This window comes from Kitasatospora sp. NPDC032150 (genome assembly GCF_055579945.1).
The window spans coordinates 1-21076 of record NZ_JBVIMH010000025.1 but is presented as its reverse complement, the minus strand read 5'-3'; the positions used below and the strand labels follow the sequence as shown (position 1 = coordinate 21076).

The window sequence follows — 21076 nt, the reverse complement described above, 5'->3', positions numbered from 1 at the left end:
GTGGATCTCGGGTGGGGGCGGTCCGCTAGAGCGGGAAGGCCTCGAGTTCGCCGGAGGCCACCTGCTCGCGCAGCGCCTTGCGGTCCACCTTGCCGTTGGCGTTCAGCGGGAAGACGTCCAGCACGTGGTAGGAGAGCGGGATCATGTACGGGGGCAGGGTGGCGTTCAGCCCCTCGTCCACCTCGTAGACGTCCAATCCATCGCCGGACAGCACGGCGGCGAGCACCGAGGTGCCCTCCTCCGTGCCCGGGACCGCGACCACCACGGCCTGCGCCACGCCCGGCTGCCGCAGCAGGTGCGCCTCCACCTCGCCGGTCTCGACCCGGTGGCCGAGGATCTTCACCTGGGTGTCGAGGCGGCCGACGTAGCCGTACTGCCCACCGGCGCCCGGGCGGACCAGGTCGCCGGTGCGGTACCAACGGCGGGTCCCGCCGTCCTCCCCCGTCACGGTGTGGAACGCCTTGGCGGTCAGCTCCGGCGCGTTGAGGTACCCCGCGAAGACCTGCGGCCCGTGCAGGCACAGCTCGCCGGTCTCGCCCTCGGCCGCCGGGGTGCCGTCCTCGTTGAGCACGGCCGTCGCCATGCCCGGGTACGGGGCACCGATCGAGACGACCCCGTTCACCGACAGCCCCGGGGAGAGGGCCGGGTCCCATCGGTGCACCAGGCAGGCGATGGTCGCCTCGGTGGGCCCGTAGAGGTTCTCCAGCACGGACCCGGAAGCCGCCTCCTGCCAGGCCCGGGCCGCCGCCTCCGGCAGTGCCTCGCCGCAGAACAGGCTCCAGCGCAGGGACGGCAGGCCGCCCGGTTCGAGCAGCCCGCGGCGGTGCTGCAGCACGGCCACCGACGGTACCGAGAACCACACCGTGATGCGCTGCTCGCGAATGAAGTCCAGCGGCGTCATCAGCTCGAAGGTGTCCATCGGCACCACGCAGGCGCCGCTTCCCCAGGCCATGAACAGGTCGAACATCGACAGGTCGAAGGTCTGGTCGAAGGTGTTGGTGAAGCGGTCGTCCGAGGTGAAGCCGTATCGCTCGGCGTTGACCCGCAGGAAGTGGCTCACGTTGTGGTGCGTGATCGGCACGCCCTTGGGCCTGCCGGTCGAGCCCGAGGTGAACAGCAGGTAGGCCACCTCGCCCGGATCGGTGAACCGCGGTGCCTCGAGCGGCACGCAGCCCTCGACGTCGCCGCGGGTGAGCAGCAGCGCGCCGGCCGGGGTGCCGGCCGGCGCCTGGTCGCTCTCCGGCAGCAGCGCCGGCGGGGCCTCCGGCAGCGCGTTCAGCAGCTGGCGCAGCTGCTGCAGCGAGCCGTCGTCGGCCAGGATCGCGTCCAGGCCGGCCCGCTCGGCGATGTCCTGGTTGCGGGCCACCGGGTACTTCTTGTTCAGCGGCACGACGGCGGCACCCGCGTAGAGAGCGGCCAGGAAGCCGACGTAGGTGACCAGGCTGCGGTGACCGAGGATGCCGACCCGCTGGGGCCGGTCGGCCGCCTTGAGCAGCGCCGCGGCCCAGACCCGGGCAATGGTGTCCAGCTCCGCGTACGTCCAGGTCCGCTCGCCCAGGGTGAGCGCCGGGCGGTCCGGCAGGCGCTGGGCGGAGGAGTGGAAGCCAGCGTGGAGGTAGTGCTCCTGCATGGTGATTTTCGCGTTCCGCTTCGAAGGTGTGGTCTGGGGGCGGCGGGTCGGGTGCGGGCCCTACGGCTGGAGGCGGCTGACGCTCCAGCCTTCGCCGTCCCGGTCGTAGCGCAGCCGCTCGTGCAGGCGCTCGGTGCCGTTGGCCCAGAACTCGATCCCCTCGGGCCGCAGTTCATAGGCGGTGAAGGAGGCCGGGCGGGGCAGCGGCTGCCCGCTCTCACCGAGCTCGCGGGCCCGCGCGCGCAGGTCGTCCACCTCGTCCAGGCCGCCCAACGGCTCGCTCTGGCGCGAGGCCGTGGTCATGGCGTGGGTGAAGACCGCGCGAGCGGCCCACAGCGCGTCGGCCTCGCTGTCGGGCAGCCGCACGACCGGGCCTGCCACGGAGATCTGCTGGCTGGTCTCCCGCCAGTACAGCAGTCCGGAGGCCCACGGGTTCTCGGCGATCTCCCGGCCCTTGCGGCTGCCCTCGTGGGTGACGAAGACGAGCCCGGTGTCGGCCACCTTGTTCACCACGACGATCCGTGAGGAACTGCGGCCCCGGGCGTCGGCGGTGGCCAGCGCCAGCGCCTTCGGCTCGCGGACCTCCTGCCGCACCGCCTCGTCGAGCCAGGCGCGGAGCAGCCCGATGGGTTCCGCCGGGGGCGTGTGGAACTGCGGGAAGTCGATCTCGACGGTGCCGGTGAGGGTTTCCGACTTGGTGCTGCTCATGGGGTTACTCCGGTGGCTGGGCGCGAGCTGGGTGCGAGGTGCGGGTGAGGGGCGGTCAGACCCTGATGGTCCCCTCGATGACGAGGACGCCGTCGCCGCCGGCCTCGACCGAGTAGACGGTGTCGCCCTCGCCCTCCGCGACCGCGAACATCGGCGAGGGACGGCCCATCTCGACGCCCTGGGTGATCTGGATGCGCTGCCCGTACTCGATCAGGCCGCGGCGGGCGAGGTGGATCGCGATCGGACCGGCCACCGAGCCGGTGGCGGCGTCCTCGACCACGCCGTAGGCCGGTGAGAACATCCGGTTGCGCCACGTGGTGCCTGAGCCGGCGAAGCAGTTGGCCGCCATGTCCTCGAACGCGGACAGCGCACGATGGTCGGGGGTGAGCGCCGAGAGCTCCTCGACGCTGCCGAGCGCGACCAGGACGTGCCGCGGGCCGTTGCGGTAGATCTCCACCGGCAGCACGGTGTCGGTGACCCCGAGCGCCGCGAGCAGTTCCTCGCGCCGGTCGAAGGGCTCCCAGACCGGGATCGGCTGCTGCATCCAGGCCGAGGTGACCACACCGTCGAGGCGGACCAGCTCGAACGGGATCAGGCCCATCGCGGTCTCCAGCTTGAGCTGGTCCACCGAGCCGCGGTTGCCGAGCGCGATGGCGGTGCCGAGCAGCGGGTGGCCGGCGAACGGCAGCTCGTTGACCGGGGTGAAGACCCGGATGTGCGCGTCCCCGCCGTTCTTGGGGCTGAGCACGAAGGTGGACTCCGAGAGGTTCATCTCCCGGGCGATCCGCTGCATCTGTTCGCCGGTCAGGTCGTCCGCGTCGAAGAACACGGCCACCGGGTTTCCCTTGAGCGGCTCGGTCGCGAAGGCGTCGACGACGACGTAGGGGTGCATGTGCTTCTCCCGTTGTTCTGTGGTCAAAGGCCGAGCGCGTCCTGTACGGCGGTCGCCAGGATGCGCGGACCGTCCTGAGTGAGGACCGACTCGGCGTGGAACTGCATGGAGGCGAAGTGCGGGCCGCGCAGCGCGTACACCTCGCCGGTATCCGGGTCGCGGCTCACCTCGACCACGCCGACACCCTCGACGTCGCGCTTGTCCTCCCGGCTCCGCGCGGCGAAGGTGTTGTAGAAACCGACCCGTTCGCGCGAACCGAACAGGTCGATCGGCTTCTGGACGCCCTGGTTGGGGACGTCGAGGCGAGCCACCTCGAAGCCGAGCGCCAGGCAGAGCACCTGGTGGCTCAGGCAGACCGCGACGAACGGGCCACCCCGCTCCAGCAGGGTGCGCACCGCCGCGCGCAGGTGGTCCATCTTCGGGTTGTCCGGCTCGCTCGGGTCCCCCGGACCGGGGCCCATCACGACCAGGTCGTAGCCCTCGAGGGAGTACTCGTCATCGAACCGGTGGACCGTCACCTCCATTCCGGTGGAGGTGAGTTGGTGGTGGATCATGGACGTGAAGGTGTCCTCCGCGTCCACCACCAGGACCTTCCGCCCGACCAGCCGGGGTTGCTCGGTGCCGCGGCCGGCGCCGTCGCGCAGCCAGAAGTCGGCGATGGTGCCGTTGCGCTGCTCCAGGACGGCCCGGACATCGGGGTGGTCGGCGAACCGCACCGGCCCGGTCGACTCCAGGGCTGCCATCACACCGGACGCCTTGGCGCGGGTCTCGGCGGCCTCGGAGGCCGGGTCCGAGTGGCGCACCAGGGTCGCACCGACGCCGATCTCCACCCGGCCGGCGGCGTCGATGGCCGCGGTGCGGATGAGGATGGCGGAGTCCAGCGCGCGGCCGCCGTTCTCGTCGCGGCCGATCAGCGCGGCCACGCCGCTGTAGTAGCCGCGGCCCTTCGGCTCGTAGCGGCTGATCACCCGACAGGCGCTCTCCAGCGGGGAGCCGGTTACCGTCGGGGCGAACATGGTCTCCCGGAGGATCTCGCCGACCGTGCGGGTGGTGCGGCCCTCGATCAGGTACTCGGTGTGCGCGAGGCTGGCCATCTCCTTGAGGTACGGGCCGACCACGCGGCCGCCGCCCTCGCAGATCCGGGCCATCATCTTGAGTTCCTCGTCGACCACCATGTACAGCTCGTCGGCCTCCTTGCGGTCGGCGAGGAAGTCCATCACGCCGGTCAGGGTGGGGCCGGTGGCCGGATAGCGGTAGGTGCCGCTGATCGGGTTCATCACGGCCGTGCCGTCGTCGACGCTGATGTGCCGCTCGGGCGAGGCGCCGACGAAGGTGCGCTCGCCGGTGTGGATGAGGAACGTCCAGTAGGCGCCCACCTCCCGCGACAGCAGCCGGGAGAACAGTGACAGTGCGCTGTGCGGCCCGTAGTCGGTGATGTCGGCGACGAAAGAGCGCTTGATGACGAAGTTGGCGCCCTCACCGGTGCCGATCTCCTGCTCGACGACGGTGCGCACGATCTCCTGGTAGGCCTCGTCGTCCACGTCGAAGTGCCCGCCGCGCAGTGCGGTCGGCACCTGCGGGAACCGGGCCAGCGCGTCCGCCAGGCTCAGCCGCTGCTGACCGGTGACGGTCAGCGCGATCAGTGGGGCGCCGTCGTCGGGGGCGGTGTAACCGCGCTCGACGATCTGCCGGTACGGGATGACCGCCAGCACCTCGTGGTGCGCGCCGGGCCGGGCCGGCTGGTCCGGCAGCGGCAGGCCGTCGAGCGTCGCGGGCTCGGTGACGTCGCCGACCAGCAGCTCCAGGCTGTCCGCCCCGACCGACTCGGGGCGGTGCAGCAGTGCGTAGGCCTTCGGCGGGTCGGCCAGGATCCGGGCCAGCAGGTCGTCTCCGGCGGGGCCGGTGGTGGGCTGGCTCACGCGAAGACCTCCTTGGCGGTCACGACCATCGCGCAGCGCTCGGCGGCGTAGCTGACGGCCAGGCGGTGGTAGTGCTCGTTGAAGTCGGCGACGGCGTCGGCGACCAGGAACGACTGGATGTCGTTGGTGAAGGCCTCGACCGCGGACATCAGGACACCGACGTGGGCGTAGACGCCGCAGATGATCAGCTGGTCCCGGCCGCTCTCCCGCATCCGCTCCAGCAGCGGGGAGTTGAAGAAGGCGCTGTAGCGCCACTTGGTGAGCTGCCAGTCGCCCTCCGAGGGGGCGAGCTCGTCGACCACCTCGCGGTCGGCGGGGTCCGGGCGCATGCCCGGACCCCAGAAGTCCTTCAGCAGGCCGCGCTGTTCCGGGGTCATGCCGCCGGGTTGGGCGGTGTAGGCCACCGGGACTCCGAGGGCCGCGCAACGCTTCCGCAGGGCCGCCGCGTTGCTCACCAGCTGCGCCCGGACCGTGTCCGGGAACGGTGCCAGGAAGTACCGCTGCATGTCGTGGACGAGCAGGACCGCGCGGTCCGGGTCAGGTGTCCACCGGGCGGTGTTGGCGGGCAGGTCACCGGGGGACGGCAGGGTGTAGGGCTCGATGGGGGGAATGCCGGGCATGACCTCGTCTTCCAGTTCCTGTCTCGGTGGCTCGTGCGTGCCCAGGGGTCAGCGGTTCCAGGCGGAAACCACCGAGATCGCCTGCTGCGGGTTGAGCCGCGGGTCGCAGTAGGTGGTGTACTTGTCGCCGACCCGACCCAGGTCCTCCTCGTGCACGACGCACTCGGTGACGTCGTCGGGGGTGGTCTCCAGGTGCAGGCCGCCACAGACGCCACCGGCCCCCGCCACGGCCTCCTGGAAGCACAGCACCTCGCGGATGACGGTCTCCACCAGCCGAGTCTTGTTGCCCTCGGGGGCGGTGATGGTGTTGCCGTGCATCGGGTCGGTCAGCCAGATCACCGGGTGCCCGGCGGCGCGGACGGCGGTGACCAGCCGGGGCAGCCGTTCGGCGATGCGCTCGGCACCCATCCGGGCGATGAGGGTGAGCCGGCCGGGATCGCGCTCGGGGTCGAGCTTCTCGCACAGGGCCAGCAGTTCCTCCGGCTCCATGGTCGGGCCGACCTTGCAGGCGATCGGATTGCTCACCTCGGCGAGCAACGCCACGTGGGCGCCGTCGAGTTGGCGGGTGCGCTCGCCGATCCACGGCCAGTGGGTGGAACCGAGGAACGCCCGGCCGCGCTCGTCGGTGCGCAGCATCGGGATCTCGTAGTCGAGCAGCAGGGCCTCGTGGCTGGTCCACACCTGCTGGCCGACCGGGTCCTGGCCGGCGCCGTGCCGACGCCAGCCGAGGTGTTCCACGATGTCGGCGGCGGCCATGTAGCCGGCCAGGATGCGCAGCGGGTCGGGCCGTCTGGTGTCCGGGTTCGGTTCCGGGGCGTTGACCATGTGGCCCCGGAAGGTCGGAATCACCATGTCGCCGACGGTCTCGGTGGAGCTGGAGCGCGGCTTGGCGAACTGACCGGCGATGCGACCCACCCGGACGACGGGCTTGTGCGCGTTCATCCGCAGGGCGCCGGCCAGCAGGTCGAGCAGTGCGGCCTTGCGCGAGACGTCCATGGCGGTGCACTCGGCCGGGTCCTCCGCGCAGTCACCTGCCTGGACCACCATGGCCTCGCCGGCGGCCACCCGAGCCAGGGCTCCGCGCAGGACTGCCAGGTCGCCCGCCCGGACCAGGGAAGGGCGTGAGAGGAGCGTCTCCCGCACCAGCTCGACCCGCGCGGGGTCGGGCCAGTCGGGCTGGTGCAAGGCTGGTCGGACTCGGATGTCACTCAACACGTTCTCCACGAGCGTCTCCAATGTGGCGCCGGGGGTGCGCTCTGGTGCCAGGGGGGAAGCGGCCAGAAGCCGGGGTCAGGTGGGGATGCCCTCACGCTTGATCTCCGGGACGGGGATGCTGAGCGCACGCAGCTGCTCGAACGGGTTCATGAACTCCCGCTCGCGCTTGATCTTCCCGTTCTCCATCTCGAAGGAGTGCAGGAAGTGGTTCTGGTAGTAGCCCTCGGGGTAGCCGGGGAAGAGGATCTTGCCGCGACCGTCACACTCCACCCAGAAGTGGTTCGGGTCCTGGGTCTCGAAGACCTGGACGTTGTACCACTCCCAGTCGGGGAAGCACTTGAGCGACCAGACCGCGTGCTCGGCGAGGCGGTCCCGGCCGTTGATGGCGATCGGGGCGCCGGTGTCGGTGGTCCACAGACCGCCGATGCCGTCCTCGGTGAACAGGGTGTGGCGCTGCAGGCGGTCCTGGCCCTTGGTGGCCATGTACTTCTCGACCGTCGCCCGGTTGATCCGGCGCAGCTCGGCCTCGTCGGTGAACCCCTGTGGCTGTGCGGACTCGGACATGGGTGTCTCCAAGGCTGAGTGGTGAATGAGAATCGGACCCGAACGTGGTCGGCCGCGCAGAGGGGCAGGCCGGGCGTGCTGGCGCCGGGTCGTGACACCAGTCTCACCGCGCGGGGCGGAGTGGTTCAAGGAACCAAGATTCAGATCGCGGTGAAACTACGTCAGGCTCTGTCAGACGCTTCAGAAGAACCTGACCAGCGTTAGATGAATGTCAAATCCTCGGCAGATGTTGCACAGATTTCACACCGCGCCTCGCGGCGGCAGTCAGTCGCCTCTAACGTTGCGCATTGGGTGCGGCCCGCCCGGAGCGGGCGGGCCGCGCTCAGGAACGGCCGAACTGGAAACCGACACCGCGCACGGTGACGATCCAGTCACTCGCACCGAGCTTGTTGCGCAGGCTGCTCACGTGGGTGTCGATGGTCCGGCGTGACCAGACGTCCCCCCACACCTGCTGCATCAACTGCTTGCGCGGAACGACGGCATCGGAATTGGAGGCGAGGATGAACAGAAGGTCGAACTCCTTGCGCGTCACCTTGACGGGCCGGCCGTCCAGACTGACCTGACGGGTCGTCGCATCGATGTGCAGGCCGCCGCGCGAGACGACCGAGGGGGGCTCGGCATGGACGGGGTGCATCTGGGCCGGGACTCTGACCCGGCGCATCACCGCCTCCATGCGGGCGAGCAACTCACGGAATCCGTAGGGTTTGACGAGATAGTCGTCGGCTCCGGCCTGAAGTCCCAGGACGCGGTCCAATTCGGTGCCACGGGCGGTCACCGCGATGATCGGGACCGGGCCGGCAGAGCGGACCCGGCGACAGACCTCCAGCCCGTCCAGGTCGGGGAGTTCGAGGTCCAGGAGCACTAAGTCGGCGGCCCCGTAGGCGCTGAGAGCGGCGTTGCCGGTGTCGACCCGGGACACCGTGTGGCCGTGTCGGCGCAGCCCGCGCACCAGGAACTCCGCGTCCTCGGTGTCGCTCTCGACCACCAGGACCCGCCACACCGCGGGTATCGACCCGCTGGCCGACCGAGGAGGAGCCGGTTCCTCCTCGGTGTAGCGCGGAGCGAAAGCGTCGTACGTTACTGGCGATTGACGAACCGTTGATACAGATTTGAACACTGTTCCCCCAGTTGAACGGCCCACTCAGAACTCAACATCGCCCAGAGCCCGACCAGGGGTACGACACAGCGCCCGGTCAGCGGCCATAGCACATGGCCGCTGACATGCTTGTTAGTGCCCTCCCCGTTGCAGGCGTCTGCAGCATAACAAGCGAGTCATCAGGTTTGGTCAACTCCCGTTCGCACAGCGAACTCTGACCAGTGCTGTACGACGCCACACAGACGTCAAATGACATCGAACCGACCCGAAACAGCCCCGGGCCGGCGCACCCCGGATCCGCCCCTCAGGACGCGAGCTTTCGCACGGTGCGGGGCTTGATCAGGTCGAGTGTGCGGTCGGGATGTGGCCGTTGGCGGTCGACTGCGGCGAGGCGCCCTCGCCGGCCGGCGCAGCCCGGCGAGGGCGGTGTTGCGCACGCCTGCCATGGCGCGGAGCGCGTTGCCGGTGCGGATCTTCGAGGCGTCCTCGCGCAGGGTCACGTCGCGCGGGTAATGCAGCAGCGCCGAAGGTGACGACCTTGCCGGTCAGGTGGGTCCACGGATTCGAGCGGGGGGGCGGAACGCGCGGGTGACGGCGGAGATCAGGGAGGACGGTGTGCGAACGCGGCTTCGGTTGTGATCAACGGCTTCAGGCGCCTCGGCCATCCGAAATCGTGTCGCGTTTCGCCAACGCCGCGAAACCGACAACGCGCCCAGTCCATTACAACCGTGACGTCCAGTCACCTGAGAAATCTCGAGCTCAGCACCCTCCCCAGCGGGGGGGTTTCGGGGGCGCGCCGCAATCTGAGTACCGACTACTCAGGCGTCCACCCGGGCCTTCGTGATCGCCTGATACCGGCGGGTGTGTAAACCGAACGCGAGAACGGTCACATCCGGCTACGGCCGGAGCAGAAGGGAAACAACGATGAGGGCAGAGAGCGTCTACCTGTCGGGGATCGGCAGTTACGTGCCGGATCTGGTGACGACCGAGCAGGCCGTCGCGAACGGCTGGTACGACGAGGCGACCCGCCAGGCCTCCGGCCTGGAATCGGTGGCGATCAGCGACACGCTGTCGGCGCCCGAGATGGCGGTCAAGGCAGCCGAGGTCGCGCTGCGCCGGTCCGGTCACGCCCCCGAGGACTTCGGGGCCCTGGTGCACGCCTCCGCCTACCACCAGGGTCCCGACGGCTGGTCGCCGCAGCACTACATCCTGCACAACACGCTGCGTCAGCCGATCACCGCCATGGAGCTCCGACAGGGCTGCCAGGGCATGCTGACCGGCCTGGCCTTGGCGGCGCACCGGCTCGCCTACGAGCCGGAGAAGTCCGCCGTGCTGCTCACCGCCGCGGACAACTACTCCGCCCCCCTGGTGAACCGCTGGACCACCTCGCGGCTGTCGATCTTCGGCGACGGCGCCGCCGCCGTGACGGTGTCGCGCGAGCGCGGCTTCGCCAGGCTGCTGTCGGTCGGCACGCACTCCGCACCCGGCATGGAGGCGCTGCACCGCGGCAGCGAACCGATATTCCCGCCGGCGGTGACGGTCGGCCGGGAGATGGACTTCGAGGCGCGGGTCCGGTTCTGGATGGAGGAGTGGGCCGCCGGAAACACCCCGCCGATGGCTCACCCGGGCGAGGTCATGCAGAAGGCCCTCGACATCGCCCTGAAGGACGCCGGCATCACCTTGGACGAGATCACCCGGGTCTGTCACCCGAGCGCCACCCTGGACGCTCTGCGGGACCAGTTCCTCGACCCGCTCGGCCTGGAGCTGGAGCGCGGTATCTGGGACCACACCAAGAAGGTCGGCCACATCGCCGCCGCCGACGTCTTCATCGGCCTGGAGTACGTGTGGCGCAGCGGCCAGGCGGGCCCCGGCGACAAGGTGCTGATCTTCACCGGCAGCCCGGGCTTCGAGGCCGGCTGCGCGATCGTCGAGATCCTCTCCGAGCCCGAGGGCGAGTAGGACCCGCCCGCTCCCATTCGTTCGTGCGCCAGAAAGGACCGCAACGAGCATGACCGACCCCGACCCCGCCAAGACCGCCCCACTCGTCGGCGAGGAACTGCGGACGCACCTGGCAGAGCTGATCGGCGTGCCGGTGGAGGACGTCACCGACGACGCCAACCTCATCAAGCTGGGGCTGGGCTCCCTGCAGATCATGCGCCTGATCACCCGGTTCCGCCGCGCGGGCGCCGAGCTGGGCCTCGGTGACCTGGCCGGGATCCCGACCTTCGCGAGCTGGAACGCCCTGGTCGTCAGGGCTCTGGAGGCCGCCCCGGCGAAGCCCGCCGTCGGCTGAACGCACGGGACCGCCGGGTCGCTCAGGGCGACCCGGCGGTCCTCGTCCCGATCCCTCTCCCTGCTGTCCTCTTCGGCCCGTACCGATGTCCGGGCTCCGGCTCAGTGCGTGCGCCCGGGCCGTTTCACCAGGCGGTGGGCGAGCTCGCCCCGGGTGGCCACGCCCAGCTTCGCGTAGGCGCGGTAGAGGTGGTTCTCGACCGTACGCACCGACAGCACCAGTTGCGCGGCGATCTCCTGGTTGGACAGGTGGGAGACCGCCAGGGTCACCACTTCCCTTTCCCGGCTGGTGAGTTCGGTCTGGGCACCGACCTCGCGCCGGCCCTCGTCGACGGCCCAGGCCGGCAGGCCGTGGTCGCAGCGCGAGACCAGCTCGCTGCTCCTGACCCGGGACGCGCGGCTCTTGCGATGCCCGCCCGCCGCCTGGTGTGCCCGGGCGGCCAGTGCCGCCGCCTCTGCCGCCAGCGGCAGCAGGCCCAGGGTCTCGAAGCATGTGGCGGTCGCATCGAGGGCGTCGCCGTCGCTGTCCGCCAGCGCTCGCACGTGCGCGGCCCGGGCAGCCGACAGGCCGTCGGCTGCGCTGGTGCCGGCCGGCGGGTCCGGCGGCAGCAGCGCCGCGGCCTTGGCGGCCGCGCCCGCCCGGGCCGCCAGGTGCAGCGCGGCCAGCGCCTGGGTGCGGCGGCCAGCCGCGCCCGCGCGTTCGGCGACCTTCAGGGCCTGGCGCGCCGCGGCCGTGCGGTCGCCGAGCTGCGCCCGCACCAGGGCGTGCTCCAGCGCCACTCCGTCCGCCGCCACCGGGTACGGCAGCGACTCGGCCGCGGCGCGGGCCTCGTCCAACACCGCCGCCGCCTCCGCGTTCTCGCCCGACTCGGCCAGTGCGCCGGCGAGTTGGGCCAGCCGCTCGGCCCTGGTCGCGAGCCACTCGTCGGGCCCGCGGTACACCGCGGCCTGACGCAGCAGGTCGACCGCGCGGGCCGTGCGTCCGGCGCCGCGGTGGATCCGGGCTTTCAACAGCGCGACGTGCATCCGGTGCCGGGGCCCGTCGTCGTCCCCGTCCGGGCAGTCCAGCAGCGCGGTGGCCTCGGCCTCCCCGCGGGTGTGCAGGGCGATCCGCCCTGCGAGCACCAGTCGCTCCAACCGTGCCTCGCTGTCGTCCTCGTGCGCGACGCGCAGGGCCTCCAACGCGCCCTCGTCGTCCCCCAGTTCGTGCCGGGCAAGGGCGAGCACGGCCAGGCCGGCGGGCGACCCGACATCCCGGATCCCGTCCGGCCGGCCGGCCAGCAGCTGCAGCAGCGACCGGGCGTCCGCCACCTCGTCGGCCCCGGCCACCGAGCCGGCAGCGCCCGACTCGGCCTCCTCGACCAACGCTTCGGCCTCCGCCGGCCGGCGCAGCCCGAAGGCGAGGTTGAGCACCCGCAGCCGAAGCAGCCCGGCCGGTGCGGCGGTCCCCGCCGTCCGCGCCAGCCGCGCCTCCGCCTCGGCGTACCGGGCCTGGCCGATCACGGCCTCGGCGAGCAGCAGCTCCCACCGCGGGTCCGCAGCGGCCGCACCGGCCGCGAGGGCGGCGCGGCACAGCCGTTCGGCCAGCGGGTAGTCCTGGTCGTGCAGCACCCCGAGGGTGGTGGCCCGCAGCCGCGACGGCTCCGGGATCCAGCCGGTGGCGAGCCGCAGCCGGGCGATCCGCACCGCGTCGCCGGCCCGCCGCGCGCCGGTGTCCTCCAGCGTGTCGGCGATCCGCTGCTGGAGTCGACGCGCCGTCAGCTCCGGTAGCGAGGCGGCGACGACGGCCGCGCAGAACGGATACGCCAGGCGCAGCGACAGGCGGAACCCGGACCGCTCGGTGACCACCACGCCCCGGCGGTTCAGCGCCTCAGCCGCCTCGCCGAGCCCGGCGACGACCGGCAGCCCGGCCTCCAGGTGTCCGGCGAGGGCCAGCATGTCGACCAGTTCACGCTCGTCCTGGTCCAGCTCCCCGAGCAGCAGTTCGGCCAGGTCGACCAGCCGGCTGTCCGGCGCACCGCTCAGCCCGGGCCACCGCCAGCTGTCCTGCACCTGGCGCAGGCTGCCCTCGGCGAGAGCGTGCTCGGTCAGCTCCCGGAGCACCAGGGCGCTGCCGTGCGTCAGGGTCCACAGCTCCTCGACCGTGTCGGCCGCGACCGGCCCGCCGAGCCACGCGGCCAGCACCCTGGCGGTGCCCGACCGGTCCAGCGGGCCGACGGTCAGCCGGCGGATCAGCTTCTTCAAGGAGAGTTGCCGGATCAGCTCCGGCACCGGGCGATGCGACGGCGTGGCGGCCAGCAGCACGACCTGACCGGCGTTCACCAGCCGGTGGGCCAGTTCGAGCCGGGCGCCGTCGAGCAGGTGGAGGTCGTCGGCCCAGGCGACCACGCGCTGCTCGGCGCCGCTGCGGCACCGGCCCCGCGGGTGTCCGGCCCGGCGCGTCCCCCGGGAGTGACCGGGTAGCGCGGCGAGCGGCGGCTCGGTCAGTTCCTCCAGGCGCACCACCTGGGCGCCGCCCTGCTCGGCCCGGGCCAGCGCGGCACGCAGCAACGCGCTCTTGCCGACGCCCGCGTCACCGACCAGCAGGACACCCACCCCGGTGTCCACCGAGCGGTCGATCTCCGCGAGTTCGGCCTCCCTCGCGGCGAACGACCAGTCGGTCATCACCGGCCAGTCCACACCGAGCTCTACCGCCATCTCTCTCCCCCATGTTCACCGGTGCTGACGCGTGCGGCCCCCAGGGCCTGCTCAGGCCTGCGCGGCGCGCGCGCGGATGTACGTGATCGGCACCGGCACGGTGATCACACCGCGGTCGTCCTTCAGCGCGTCCAGCCGGGCCGCCACCTCGTCGGCCAACCCGCCGTCGCCCAGCTGCTCGATCTTCTCCCACAACCGGCGCATCCCGGTCGTGCGCGTCCACAGCACCCACTGCGCCCCGGACTCGACGACCAGCGGCAACGGTTCCTCGAGGACCTCCACCTCGACGAAGCCGGCCTCGGTCAGCTCCCGCTCGATCGACTCCGCGCTGATCAGCCAGTTGTTGCCGACGCTCGCGAACGGGAAGTCCCGGTCCTCGGCGGCGCGGGCCGGCCGCATGTACGGCATCAGCAGGTCTTCCACGACCTCCGGCATCAGACCCCAACGCCCGTCCTCGGTCGGGAAGAACGACGGCGTGCTGATCGCAAAACGGCCACCGGCCCGCAGCAGCGGAAGGTAGGGCTTCAGCTCGGCGGCACCCTTGGTCCAGATGAACAGGCTGAGGCTGGCGATCACGGCGTCGAACCGGCCGGCCGCGAACTCCGGCGCCTGACCGTTCATCACCGTGGTGCGCACCTGCGACAGTCCGCGCTCGTCGGCCCCCTCGGCCGCGAACCTGACCATCTCCTCGGAGATGTCGATGCCGACCGCCTCGCCGCCGGCACCCACGGTCACCGCCGCCGGATAGAGGGCCGCCCCGCGGCCGCAGCCGACGTCCAGCACGGATTCCCCGGCGGACAGCCCGGCGAATTCGACCAGCCGACGGCCGACCGGTACAAAGAATTCGACGCCGGTCTGGTCGTAAACTCCCGCGGTCCGATTGAAGAGGCGGTGCATCTCTTCGCTGGTTTCGGTCTTTTCCATTCCGACGGCTCCTTGCTGAAGAGGAGTGGACCGGGCGAGAATCCACAGAAGTGAGCCCATGCCAACACGGCTTCCGCCGGGGTGTCCAATAGGAAGATCTTCTTCTGGCCAGTAATGATCGTTATGCGCCGTAGCGGGCGCGGCAGGCGTACCGTCCGGCGGCCCGGCCGCCGCACCCCCGGGGCAGCGCGGCCCGGGTCCGCCGGTAGGTCCCTCCCGGAATCAGCTCGCTGGATCCGGGCTCAGGCGCTCGCCGACTCCATCGCCTCGACCAGGCTCTTGGGCCGCATGTCGGTCCAGTTCGCCTCGATGTAGTCCAGGCAGGCCTGGCGGGTGTCCTCGCCGTGGACCTTCGCCCAGCCAGCGGGCACCTCGATGGACACCGGCCAGAGTGAGTGCTGGCCCTCGTCGTTGACCAGCACCAGGTAGGTGCCGCGCTCGTCCTCGAAGGGGTTGGTCGCCATTGTCTCTCTCCTCGGTGTGAGCCGGTTCGCTGTGGCCCGGTTCGCTGTGACGGGCACGGCGGGGCGCCGTACCGACGTCCGGGAAACCACGCGGGGAAGGCGGTGAATTGGATTACGGCGAAACCCGGTCCCGGTTTGAGCCGGGAAATCCGTGTCGCACGTTACCTCGCCGGCCAATGTCACCCCGTGGGCCGGTCCGAAGTCATCCGTTCCGTCAAAGGCTAAACAGCAACAGAAACGGCGTCAACCGGCATCCGATCTGCCATGACGCCGAATCAACGCGAGCTGGACCAAGCCACCGACGAGACCGCAACCCGGCTCACCGTCCTGACCGACTTCGACCAGGACCTCGCCGCGGAGGCCACCCCGCCCCGCCGTCCGCCGCAGGCGATCCGCCCCCTTGATCGTCCTTGTTAGCATCGGCCCGGGGCACGAGGTGGCGAGACGGGTCGGGGGGCCTACCGATGCACACGATCGAGGCGCGGATGAGCGGGTCGGCACCGGGGACGGGCGTTCCGGAGGGCCGGCCGGAGGCGGGGCGGGTCACGGGCCGCGTCCTCGGCCCCGTCGAACTCACCGGGCCCAAGGGCGTCCTCCGTCCCAGCGCGGGCAAACAGCGGGTCCTGCTCGGCGGTCTGCTGCTGCACGCGGGGCGGGTCGTGTCCACCGACGAGCTCATCGAGTGGCTCTGGGCGCAAACCCCACCCCCGACCGCCAAGGAGACGCTGTACGTCTACCTCATGCGCCTGCGCAAGCTGATGCAGGACCAGGTCGGCAGCGCGGCCCGGCTACTGACCGTTCCCGGCGGGTTCCGGCTCGACCTCCCGCCCGGCGCCCTCGACCTCTCCGCGTACCGCACCGCCGTCGCCGAGGCCCGCCGGTCCGAGGGGGACGGCGACACCACGGCCGCCGTCGACCGGTTCCGGGCCGCCGAGGCGTTGTGGCGCGGACCCGCGCTGGCCGACGTCCCGTCCGACCGCCTCCAGCGCGACGAGGTCGTCCCGCTCACCGAGGAGAAGAACCGGGCCGTCGAGGACCGCATCGAACTGGAGCTACACCTCGGCCGGCACGCCGCCCTGCTCGGCGAGCTGCGCGCGCTCACCGCCCGGTACCCCCTGCGCGAACGGCTCTGGGTCCTGCTGATGCGCGCGCTTCACCAGGACGGTCGCCGGGCCGAGGCGCTGGACTGCTACCTGCAGGTGCGCAGCCTGCTGCTCGACACCTACGGCCTGGAACCCGGCGAGGAACTGCGCGGCATGCAGCGGCACATCCTGCGCGGCGGCCCGCCCGGGCCCGCCGGCCCGGGCGCCACCCTCGACCCGGTCTGGCAGATCCAGCGCCAACTCCCCTCCCCCACACCGGTGTTCGTCGGGCGCTCGGACGAGACCGACGCCCTGGCCGCGGCCCTCACCCCCACGAAGGCCCACGGCGTCCCGGTCGCGCTGGTCTCCGGACCACCCGGGATCGGCAAGAGCGCGCTGGCCGTCCGGGTCGCCCACCAGCTGCGCGACCACTTCCCCGACGGCCAGTGGTACGTGCAGTTGGACGACCTCGCACCCGGCGAGCACATCGGCGACTTGCTCCGGCTCTCCGGCGCCGCCCCCGAGTCCGTCCCCGCCTCCCTGCCCGCCAGGGCAGCCGCACTGCGTGCCCGGCTCGCCGGCCGTCGAGTGCTGCTGCTGCTCGAGGACGCCACCCAGCTCGACCAGATCCGGCCACTGCTGCCGAGCACGCCCGGCTGCGCCTTCCTGGTCACCTGCCGCCGGGTGATCGCCGGACTCCCGGGCGCCGAACAGGTCCGCCTGGACGTGCTCGACACCCCCGACGCCGAGCGGATGTTCGCCGCAGTGGCCGGCCGCCGCGCCGCCGAGGACCGCGAGTCCGCGCGGCGGATCGTCGAACTGTGCGGCGGACTCCCGCTCGCCCTCAGCATCGCCGGTGCCCGTCTGGTGGCCCGGCCGGACACCGCGCTCGCCGCCTTCGCTGACCGGCTGGCCCAGCGGAAGTGGCGGCTCGACGCGCTGGAAGTCGACTCGCTGCGCCTGCGCGCCGCCATCCGGGCCGCGTACGTGCGGCTCACTCCCGCCGCCCAAAACGCCTTCCGGCTGATCGGCCTGCTACCCGGCAACGTCTTCCCGTCCTGGGTGCTGTCCGCGCTGATCGGGCCGCCGGACGACGAGGGCGTGGCCGAACAGCTGCTCCGTGCGGGCCTGTTGAACGCAGAACCGGACCCTCGGGCCGGCGAGAACCGGTACCGCGTACACGAGTTGCTCTTCACCTACGCCGAGGAGCTGGCCACCGCCGAACCCGCTACGCAATCCGGGGAGGCGCTTCGCCGACTGCTCGGCGCCTTCCTCCAGATCGCCGAGGCCCGCCACCCCGATCTCCGCCCACGGCTGCCGCTCCCCCTGGACGACGCACCGGCCGACCCGGTGCTCCCGGAGGATCGGGCCCGCAGGCTGGCTGACCCTCGTACCTGGGGCCGCGCCGAACGGGAGCTCGCCGACCACGTGATCGATCGCGCCGACCGCCTCGGCCGCCCGAGACAGGCGGCCCGGCTGTACCACCTGCTACACCTCACCCCGCCCTGCTCCAACGACGGCTCGGATGCGGCACGTTGTGATGAAGACGGCACGGCGGACGACAGAGCTCCGCACCCGGGACGGTCCGACGAACCGCGTGCGACGGGCTGGTTGCTGATGCGTGACTCCCGCGCCCAGTTGGAGCGCGGCGCGGTGGCCGCGGCCGCCAGGTCCGCTCGCCATGCCTGGAAGGTCTTCACCGAGGAGGGCGAACTGCGCGGCAGCGCGGCAGCTGCCAGACTTCTTCGCCAAATACATATGACCCTATGATCTTTCCGTCTGTACCAAAAGTGATTTGCCATCCCGTAATCCGGGCACAATGGACCGAGAAGTCCCGAGCCGGCGCGGACAAGGATGGCGACATGGGTGGAACACTCGGACCACTCGCGCACCTGGTCCGCCAGGTCCGCACCTTCGACCACTTCCCGGCCGTGGACGACGCGTTACGGGTCATCCGGGCCGAGGCGCAGGCGGTCCCCGACAGCACCGTCCGGCGGCTCGGCGTCTCCCGCGCCGGAGAGCCCCTCGACCTGATCTCCCTCGGCACCGGCCCCCGCGGCATCCTCGTACTGGCCGGCCCGCACCCCAACGAGCCAGTGGGCCTGCTGACGGCCTGGGAGCTGGTTCGCCTGGTCGGCGCCGCGATCCGCGCCGGCGACCCGGCGGTCGCCCCGTTCACCTGGCACGTCCTGCCGTGCTGGGACCTCGACGGGGCCCGGCTCAACGAGGCCTGGTACACCGGCCTGTTGGACATCACCTCCTATCACCGGCACTTCTACCGTCCCGGGCTCGCTGCCCAACCCGAGTGGACCTTCCCGCTCGACCTCCCAGGCGCCCGCTTCGATCGGCCCCTGCCGGAGACGGTGGCGGTCATGGCCGCGATCGACGTCCTGCGGCCGCAGGTGATGTGTTCCCTGCACAACAGCGACCTCGGCGGCGCCTTCTACATCATCGACCGCAACGACACCCGGGTCGTCCCCGAACTGGCCCGGATCCCGGCCGCCCACGGCCTTCCGGTCGAGACCGTCTCGATGGACACCATCGGCTGGGACTCCCCCGCCGCCGGTGTCCACATCCTCCCCGGGAGTGCCACGCTGCACGCCGGCGCCGGGCCCGACCGACCGCCCGAGCACGGGCTCTGCAGCCTCCACTACGCCGCCCAGCGCCACGGCACCTGGGGGGTCATCGCCGAGGTCCCGCAGTGGCACGTCCAGCGACCTCCCGCACCGGCCACCACCGAGGCGTGGACGGCGGCGATCGGCCGGGAGGCCGCGCGTCTGCTCGACGTCCTCGCCCCGGTCGAGGCGGCCCTCGACGCCGCCGACCGCGCCACCCCGGACAGCCCCTTCGTCCCGGCCGTGCGCGACACCGTCCGGCTGGCCCGGCTGTCCGCCGCGGTCTGGACCGCCAAAGTGGGTCTCGCCCGCCCGACGGACCCGGTGCTGGCCGGGGCGCTGTGGAGCGCCGTCCACGACGGAGCCCGGCTGTTGCCACTGCGGGCCCTGGGCATGTGGCAGCGGGCTTTCCCAGAGCCGTCGGCGTTTGGGGACACGGGTGACAGCGGTCGCGACAACATCCTCAGCCGGTCCGCCGAGCACGCCCGCCTGTCGCTCGGCCCGCTGTGCGAGGCCTTCGCGGCCGAGACCAGGCTCGCGCCGTACCCCATCGGCACGCTGGTCGCCGCCCAGCTTGACGCAGTGCTCACCAGCGCGAGTGGCTGCACCAGCAACCTGACTCACGCCTGACGTATTTGACGTTCCCCTGACATCGCGTCCGGCCCAATGCTGGGACCGGCGCTAGGTCACCCCACCTAGCCTTGATTCACAAGTCTGCCGTTTGCCGTGCCCGCATTGCGTTCGTGTGCGGTGGCACGCTCATTAGATCAAGGCTTCACGGGGGTTTCGCATGAACGTCACACAATTCTTTTCGGGTGCCATCGCCGAGGAAAATGCGGGATTCATCGAAATATGCGGGGAAGTCCGGGCCGACCTGCTCGACGCGGCCTTCCGGCAGGCCTGGGGCGAGTTCACGGACAGCTGCGATCTCCCGTTCGGCGTCGAGCCGGCCGAAGCCGGTACGGACCGGACGGTCCGGCGACTGCGGATGGCCGGGCTCTCGGCGCACGAACACACCCGCTGGCTGATCGCCCAGCGCGCGGTGGACCTCTACGCCGCGGCGTCGGCGGATCGGGAGGGCACCGCGCCCACCGCCGTCTTCACGCTGCGGCCCGCGGAGGACGCACCGGGTACGAGCATTACGGATTTCGGCACCCGCTACGACGGTGAGGCCGGCACGGCTGATGGGGCCGACCTGGCGCTGACCCGGCGCATGACGCCGGCGGCCGTCGTCGCGGCGTACCTGCACGAGGTTACCGGCGCGACCGAGGTCGTCTGCGAGGTGCGGGCGACGGCCGCCGGGGCGCCGGAGCCGGTGTCGGCGTCGGTGTCGGTGTCGGCGTCGGCGTCGGCGTCGGTGAGCATCCCGGTCGACTCCGCCGACGGGCTCGTCGGACTGTCCCGGCGGATCGCGGAGGCCTGCCGCGTGGCGGCCGACGCCCACGGGCTGGGCCCGGTGGAGAGGCTTGCCGTCGGCGTCCGGCCGGCCGCCGGGCCGGACGCCCCGGGCCTGCCGGATCTCGCGGACCTGCTGCGCTTCGTCGAGGGCGCGACGGAAGTGTCCGACGATCAGCTTGGCAAGCAACTCTCCTTCTGGGCCAAGGAGTTGGACGGCCTCCCCGAGCAACTCTCGCTGCCCTTCGACCGGTCGCGCCCCAACACGCCCTCGGGGCGGACCGACACCGTCAACGCCCGCGTCGCGCCCGAGCTCCACGACCGACTCGCCGACCTGGGCCGAGCAGCGGACGCGAGCACCTTCATGGTCCTGCAGGCGGCGATCGCCATCCTGCTCACGCGCCTCGGCGCGGGCACGGACATCCCCCTCGGCGCCGCCGCCCCAGCGCGGTCCGGCCTCCTTGCCAACACCCTCGTGCTGAGGACGGACACGTCCGGCGATCCGTCGTTCCACGAGTTGGTGGAGCGGGTGCGGGTGCTCGACCTGACCGCGTTCGCCCATCAGGACGTCCCGTTCAACCGCGTGGTCGAGGCACTCGACCCGGAGCGCGCGGGAGCGGTGCATCCGCTGTTCCAGGTGTTGCTGACTGATCGACAGAATGTCCGGCAGCACCGGGTCGGGGCGGCAGCAGCCGACCTGGCCTTCACGGTGTCCGAGGCGGAGGAGTCAACAGGCGGGCTGGGCATCGAACTGGCCTTCCGTACTGACCTGTTCGAGCGGTCGACAGTGGAAGGGCTCGCCAATCGGTTGGTGCGCCTGCTCGAAGCCGCGACCACCGAACCCGACCTGCCCATCAGCAAACTGGAGATCCTCAGCCCCGAGGAACGCGAGCTGGTCATCGAACGGTGGAACGACACCACCCGCGACCTACCAGCCGCAACACTGCCCGAACTGTTCGCCGC

17 protein-coding genes are annotated in these 21076 nt (G+C 71.5%); 6 read left to right on the top strand and 11 right to left on the bottom strand.

Annotated elements, in window-relative coordinates; genetic code table 11:
* Positions 1-25: 25 nt before the first annotated feature.
* From ACZ5ON_RS25750 to ACZ5ON_RS25715, 8 genes are all read right to left on the bottom strand, one after another.
* On the bottom strand, positions 26-1630 hold the full coding sequence (locus tag ACZ5ON_RS25750; protein WP_465597215.1) for an amino acid adenylation domain-containing protein: 1605 nt from the start codon (positions 1628-1630) through the stop codon (positions 26-28).
* Positions 1631-1690: 60 nt separating this feature from the next.
* Entirely contained in the window at positions 1691-2338 is a 648-nt protein-coding gene (phzG, locus tag ACZ5ON_RS25745) for a phenazine biosynthesis FMN-dependent oxidase PhzG (RefSeq protein ID WP_465597212.1), read from the bottom strand.
* 55 nt (positions 2339-2393) lie between these two features.
* Entirely contained in the window at positions 2394-3257 is an 864-nt protein-coding gene (locus ACZ5ON_RS25740) for a PhzF family phenazine biosynthesis protein (RefSeq protein WP_465597210.1), read from the bottom strand.
* Positions 3254-5149 (bottom strand): anthranilate synthase family protein, encoded by a 1896-nt coding sequence (locus ACZ5ON_RS25735; RefSeq protein ID WP_465597208.1) that lies wholly within the window; start codon positions 5147-5149, stop codon positions 3254-3256. The genes ACZ5ON_RS25740 and ACZ5ON_RS25735 overlap by 4 nt, the downstream gene beginning before the upstream one ends.
* Positions 5146-5769 carry an isochorismatase family protein gene (locus ACZ5ON_RS25730; RefSeq protein ID WP_465597205.1) on the bottom strand — a complete coding sequence of 208 codons (624 nt, stop codon included), beginning with the start codon at positions 5767-5769 and terminating at the stop codon, positions 5146-5148. The genes ACZ5ON_RS25735 and ACZ5ON_RS25730 overlap by 4 nt, the downstream gene beginning before the upstream one ends.
* A gap of 48 nt (positions 5770-5817) precedes the next feature.
* On the bottom strand, positions 5818-6993 hold the full coding sequence (locus tag ACZ5ON_RS25725) for a 3-deoxy-7-phosphoheptulonate synthase (RefSeq protein ID WP_465597202.1): 1176 nt from the start codon (positions 6991-6993) through the stop codon (positions 5818-5820).
* Between the two features lie 66 nt (positions 6994-7059).
* A complete protein-coding gene (locus tag ACZ5ON_RS25720; protein ID WP_465597199.1) occupies positions 7060-7548 on the bottom strand; it encodes a phenazine biosynthesis protein in 489 nt (162 codons plus the stop codon).
* A gap of 322 nt (positions 7549-7870) precedes the next feature.
* Positions 7871-8548 (bottom strand): response regulator transcription factor, encoded by a 678-nt coding sequence (locus tag ACZ5ON_RS25715; protein ID WP_465597196.1) that lies wholly within the window; start codon positions 8546-8548, stop codon positions 7871-7873.
* A gap of 1020 nt (positions 8549-9568) precedes the next feature.
* Between ACZ5ON_RS25715 and ACZ5ON_RS25710 the strand changes: the two genes are divergently transcribed.
* Positions 9569-10603, top strand: a complete 1035-nt coding sequence (locus ACZ5ON_RS25710; RefSeq protein ID WP_465597193.1) for a ketoacyl-ACP synthase III family protein — start codon at positions 9569-9571, stop codon at positions 10601-10603.
* Positions 10604-10652: 49 nt separating this feature from the next.
* The gene (locus tag ACZ5ON_RS25705; RefSeq protein ID WP_465597190.1) at positions 10653-10937 is read left to right on the top strand and encodes a phosphopantetheine-binding protein; all 285 of its coding nucleotides are present in this window, start codon (positions 10653-10655) and stop codon (positions 10935-10937) included.
* 101 nt (positions 10938-11038) lie between these two features.
* Here ACZ5ON_RS25705 and ACZ5ON_RS25700 read toward each other — a convergent pair whose 3' ends face one another.
* The 3 genes from ACZ5ON_RS25700 to ACZ5ON_RS25690 all read right to left on the bottom strand — a co-directional run bounded on the left by ACZ5ON_RS25700 (position 11039) and on the right by ACZ5ON_RS25690 (position 15021).
* Positions 11039-13633, bottom strand: coding sequence for a LuxR C-terminal-related transcriptional regulator (locus tag ACZ5ON_RS25700; RefSeq protein WP_465597187.1), 2595 nt, complete (start codon positions 13631-13633; stop codon positions 11039-11041).
* A 51-nt stretch (positions 13634-13684) separates the two neighbouring features.
* Positions 13685-14557 (bottom strand): class I SAM-dependent methyltransferase, encoded by an 873-nt coding sequence (locus ACZ5ON_RS25695; protein WP_465597184.1) that lies wholly within the window; start codon positions 14555-14557, stop codon positions 13685-13687.
* Positions 14558-14799: 242 nt separating this feature from the next.
* Positions 14800-15021 (bottom strand): MbtH family protein, encoded by a 222-nt coding sequence (locus ACZ5ON_RS25690; RefSeq protein WP_465597181.1) that lies wholly within the window; start codon positions 15019-15021, stop codon positions 14800-14802.
* 264 nt (positions 15022-15285) lie between these two features.
* On the opposite strand from ACZ5ON_RS25690, the gene ACZ5ON_RS25685 reads away from it, so the two are divergent.
* The 4 genes from ACZ5ON_RS25685 to ACZ5ON_RS25670 form a co-directional block, all read left to right on the top strand.
* Positions 15286-15438 (top strand): hypothetical protein, encoded by a 153-nt coding sequence (locus ACZ5ON_RS25685; protein ID WP_465597178.1) that lies wholly within the window; start codon positions 15286-15288, stop codon positions 15436-15438.
* 47 nt (positions 15439-15485) lie between these two features.
* Positions 15486-17873, top strand: coding sequence for an AfsR/SARP family transcriptional regulator (locus tag ACZ5ON_RS25680; protein WP_465597175.1), 2388 nt, complete (start codon positions 15486-15488; stop codon positions 17871-17873).
* A 92-nt stretch (positions 17874-17965) separates the two neighbouring features.
* Positions 17966-19348: a M14 family metallopeptidase gene (locus tag ACZ5ON_RS25675; protein ID WP_465597172.1), complete on the top strand. Its 1383-nt coding sequence runs from the start codon at positions 17966-17968 to the stop codon at positions 19346-19348.
* 160 nt (positions 19349-19508) lie between these two features.
* Positions 19509-21076, top strand: a 1568-nt coding sequence (locus tag ACZ5ON_RS25670; protein WP_465597169.1) for a condensation domain-containing protein, incomplete at its 3' end; no start/stop codon positions are given.

Bases quoted from the DNA above. Each gene is read 5' to 3' on its own strand.
- ACZ5ON_RS25685 (WP_465597178.1), top strand. From the start codon at position 15,286: ATGACGCCGAATCAACGCGAGCTGGACCAAGCCACCGACGAGACCGCA.
- ACZ5ON_RS25695 (WP_465597184.1), bottom strand. From the start codon at position 14,557: ATGGAAAAGACCGAAACCAGCGAAGAGATGCACCGCCTCTTCAATCGG.
- ACZ5ON_RS25710 (WP_465597193.1), top strand. From the start codon at position 9,569: ATGAGGGCAGAGAGCGTCTACCTGTCGGGGATCGGCAGTTACGTGCCG.
- ACZ5ON_RS25690 (WP_465597181.1), bottom strand. From the start codon at position 15,021: ATGGCGACCAACCCCTTCGAGGACGAGCGCGGCACCTACCTGGTGCTG.
- ACZ5ON_RS25730 (WP_465597205.1), bottom strand. From the start codon at position 5,769: ATGCCCGGCATTCCCCCCATCGAGCCCTACACCCTGCCGTCCCCCGGT.
- ACZ5ON_RS25680 (WP_465597175.1), top strand. From the start codon at position 15,486: ATGCACACGATCGAGGCGCGGATGAGCGGGTCGGCACCGGGGACGGGC.
- phzG (WP_465597212.1), bottom strand. From the start codon at position 2,338: ATGAGCAGCACCAAGTCGGAAACCCTCACCGGCACCGTCGAGATCGAC.
- ACZ5ON_RS25705 (WP_465597190.1), top strand. From the start codon at position 10,653: ATGACCGACCCCGACCCCGCCAAGACCGCCCCACTCGTCGGCGAGGAA.
- ACZ5ON_RS25750 (WP_465597215.1), bottom strand. From the start codon at position 1,630: ATGCAGGAGCACTACCTCCACGCTGGCTTCCACTCCTCCGCCCAGCGC.
- ACZ5ON_RS25720 (WP_465597199.1), bottom strand. From the start codon at position 7,548: ATGTCCGAGTCCGCACAGCCACAGGGGTTCACCGACGAGGCCGAGCTG.
- ACZ5ON_RS25675 (WP_465597172.1), top strand. From the start codon at position 17,966: ATGGGTGGAACACTCGGACCACTCGCGCACCTGGTCCGCCAGGTCCGC.
- ACZ5ON_RS25700 (WP_465597187.1), bottom strand. From the start codon at position 13,633: ATGGCGGTAGAGCTCGGTGTGGACTGGCCGGTGATGACCGACTGGTCG.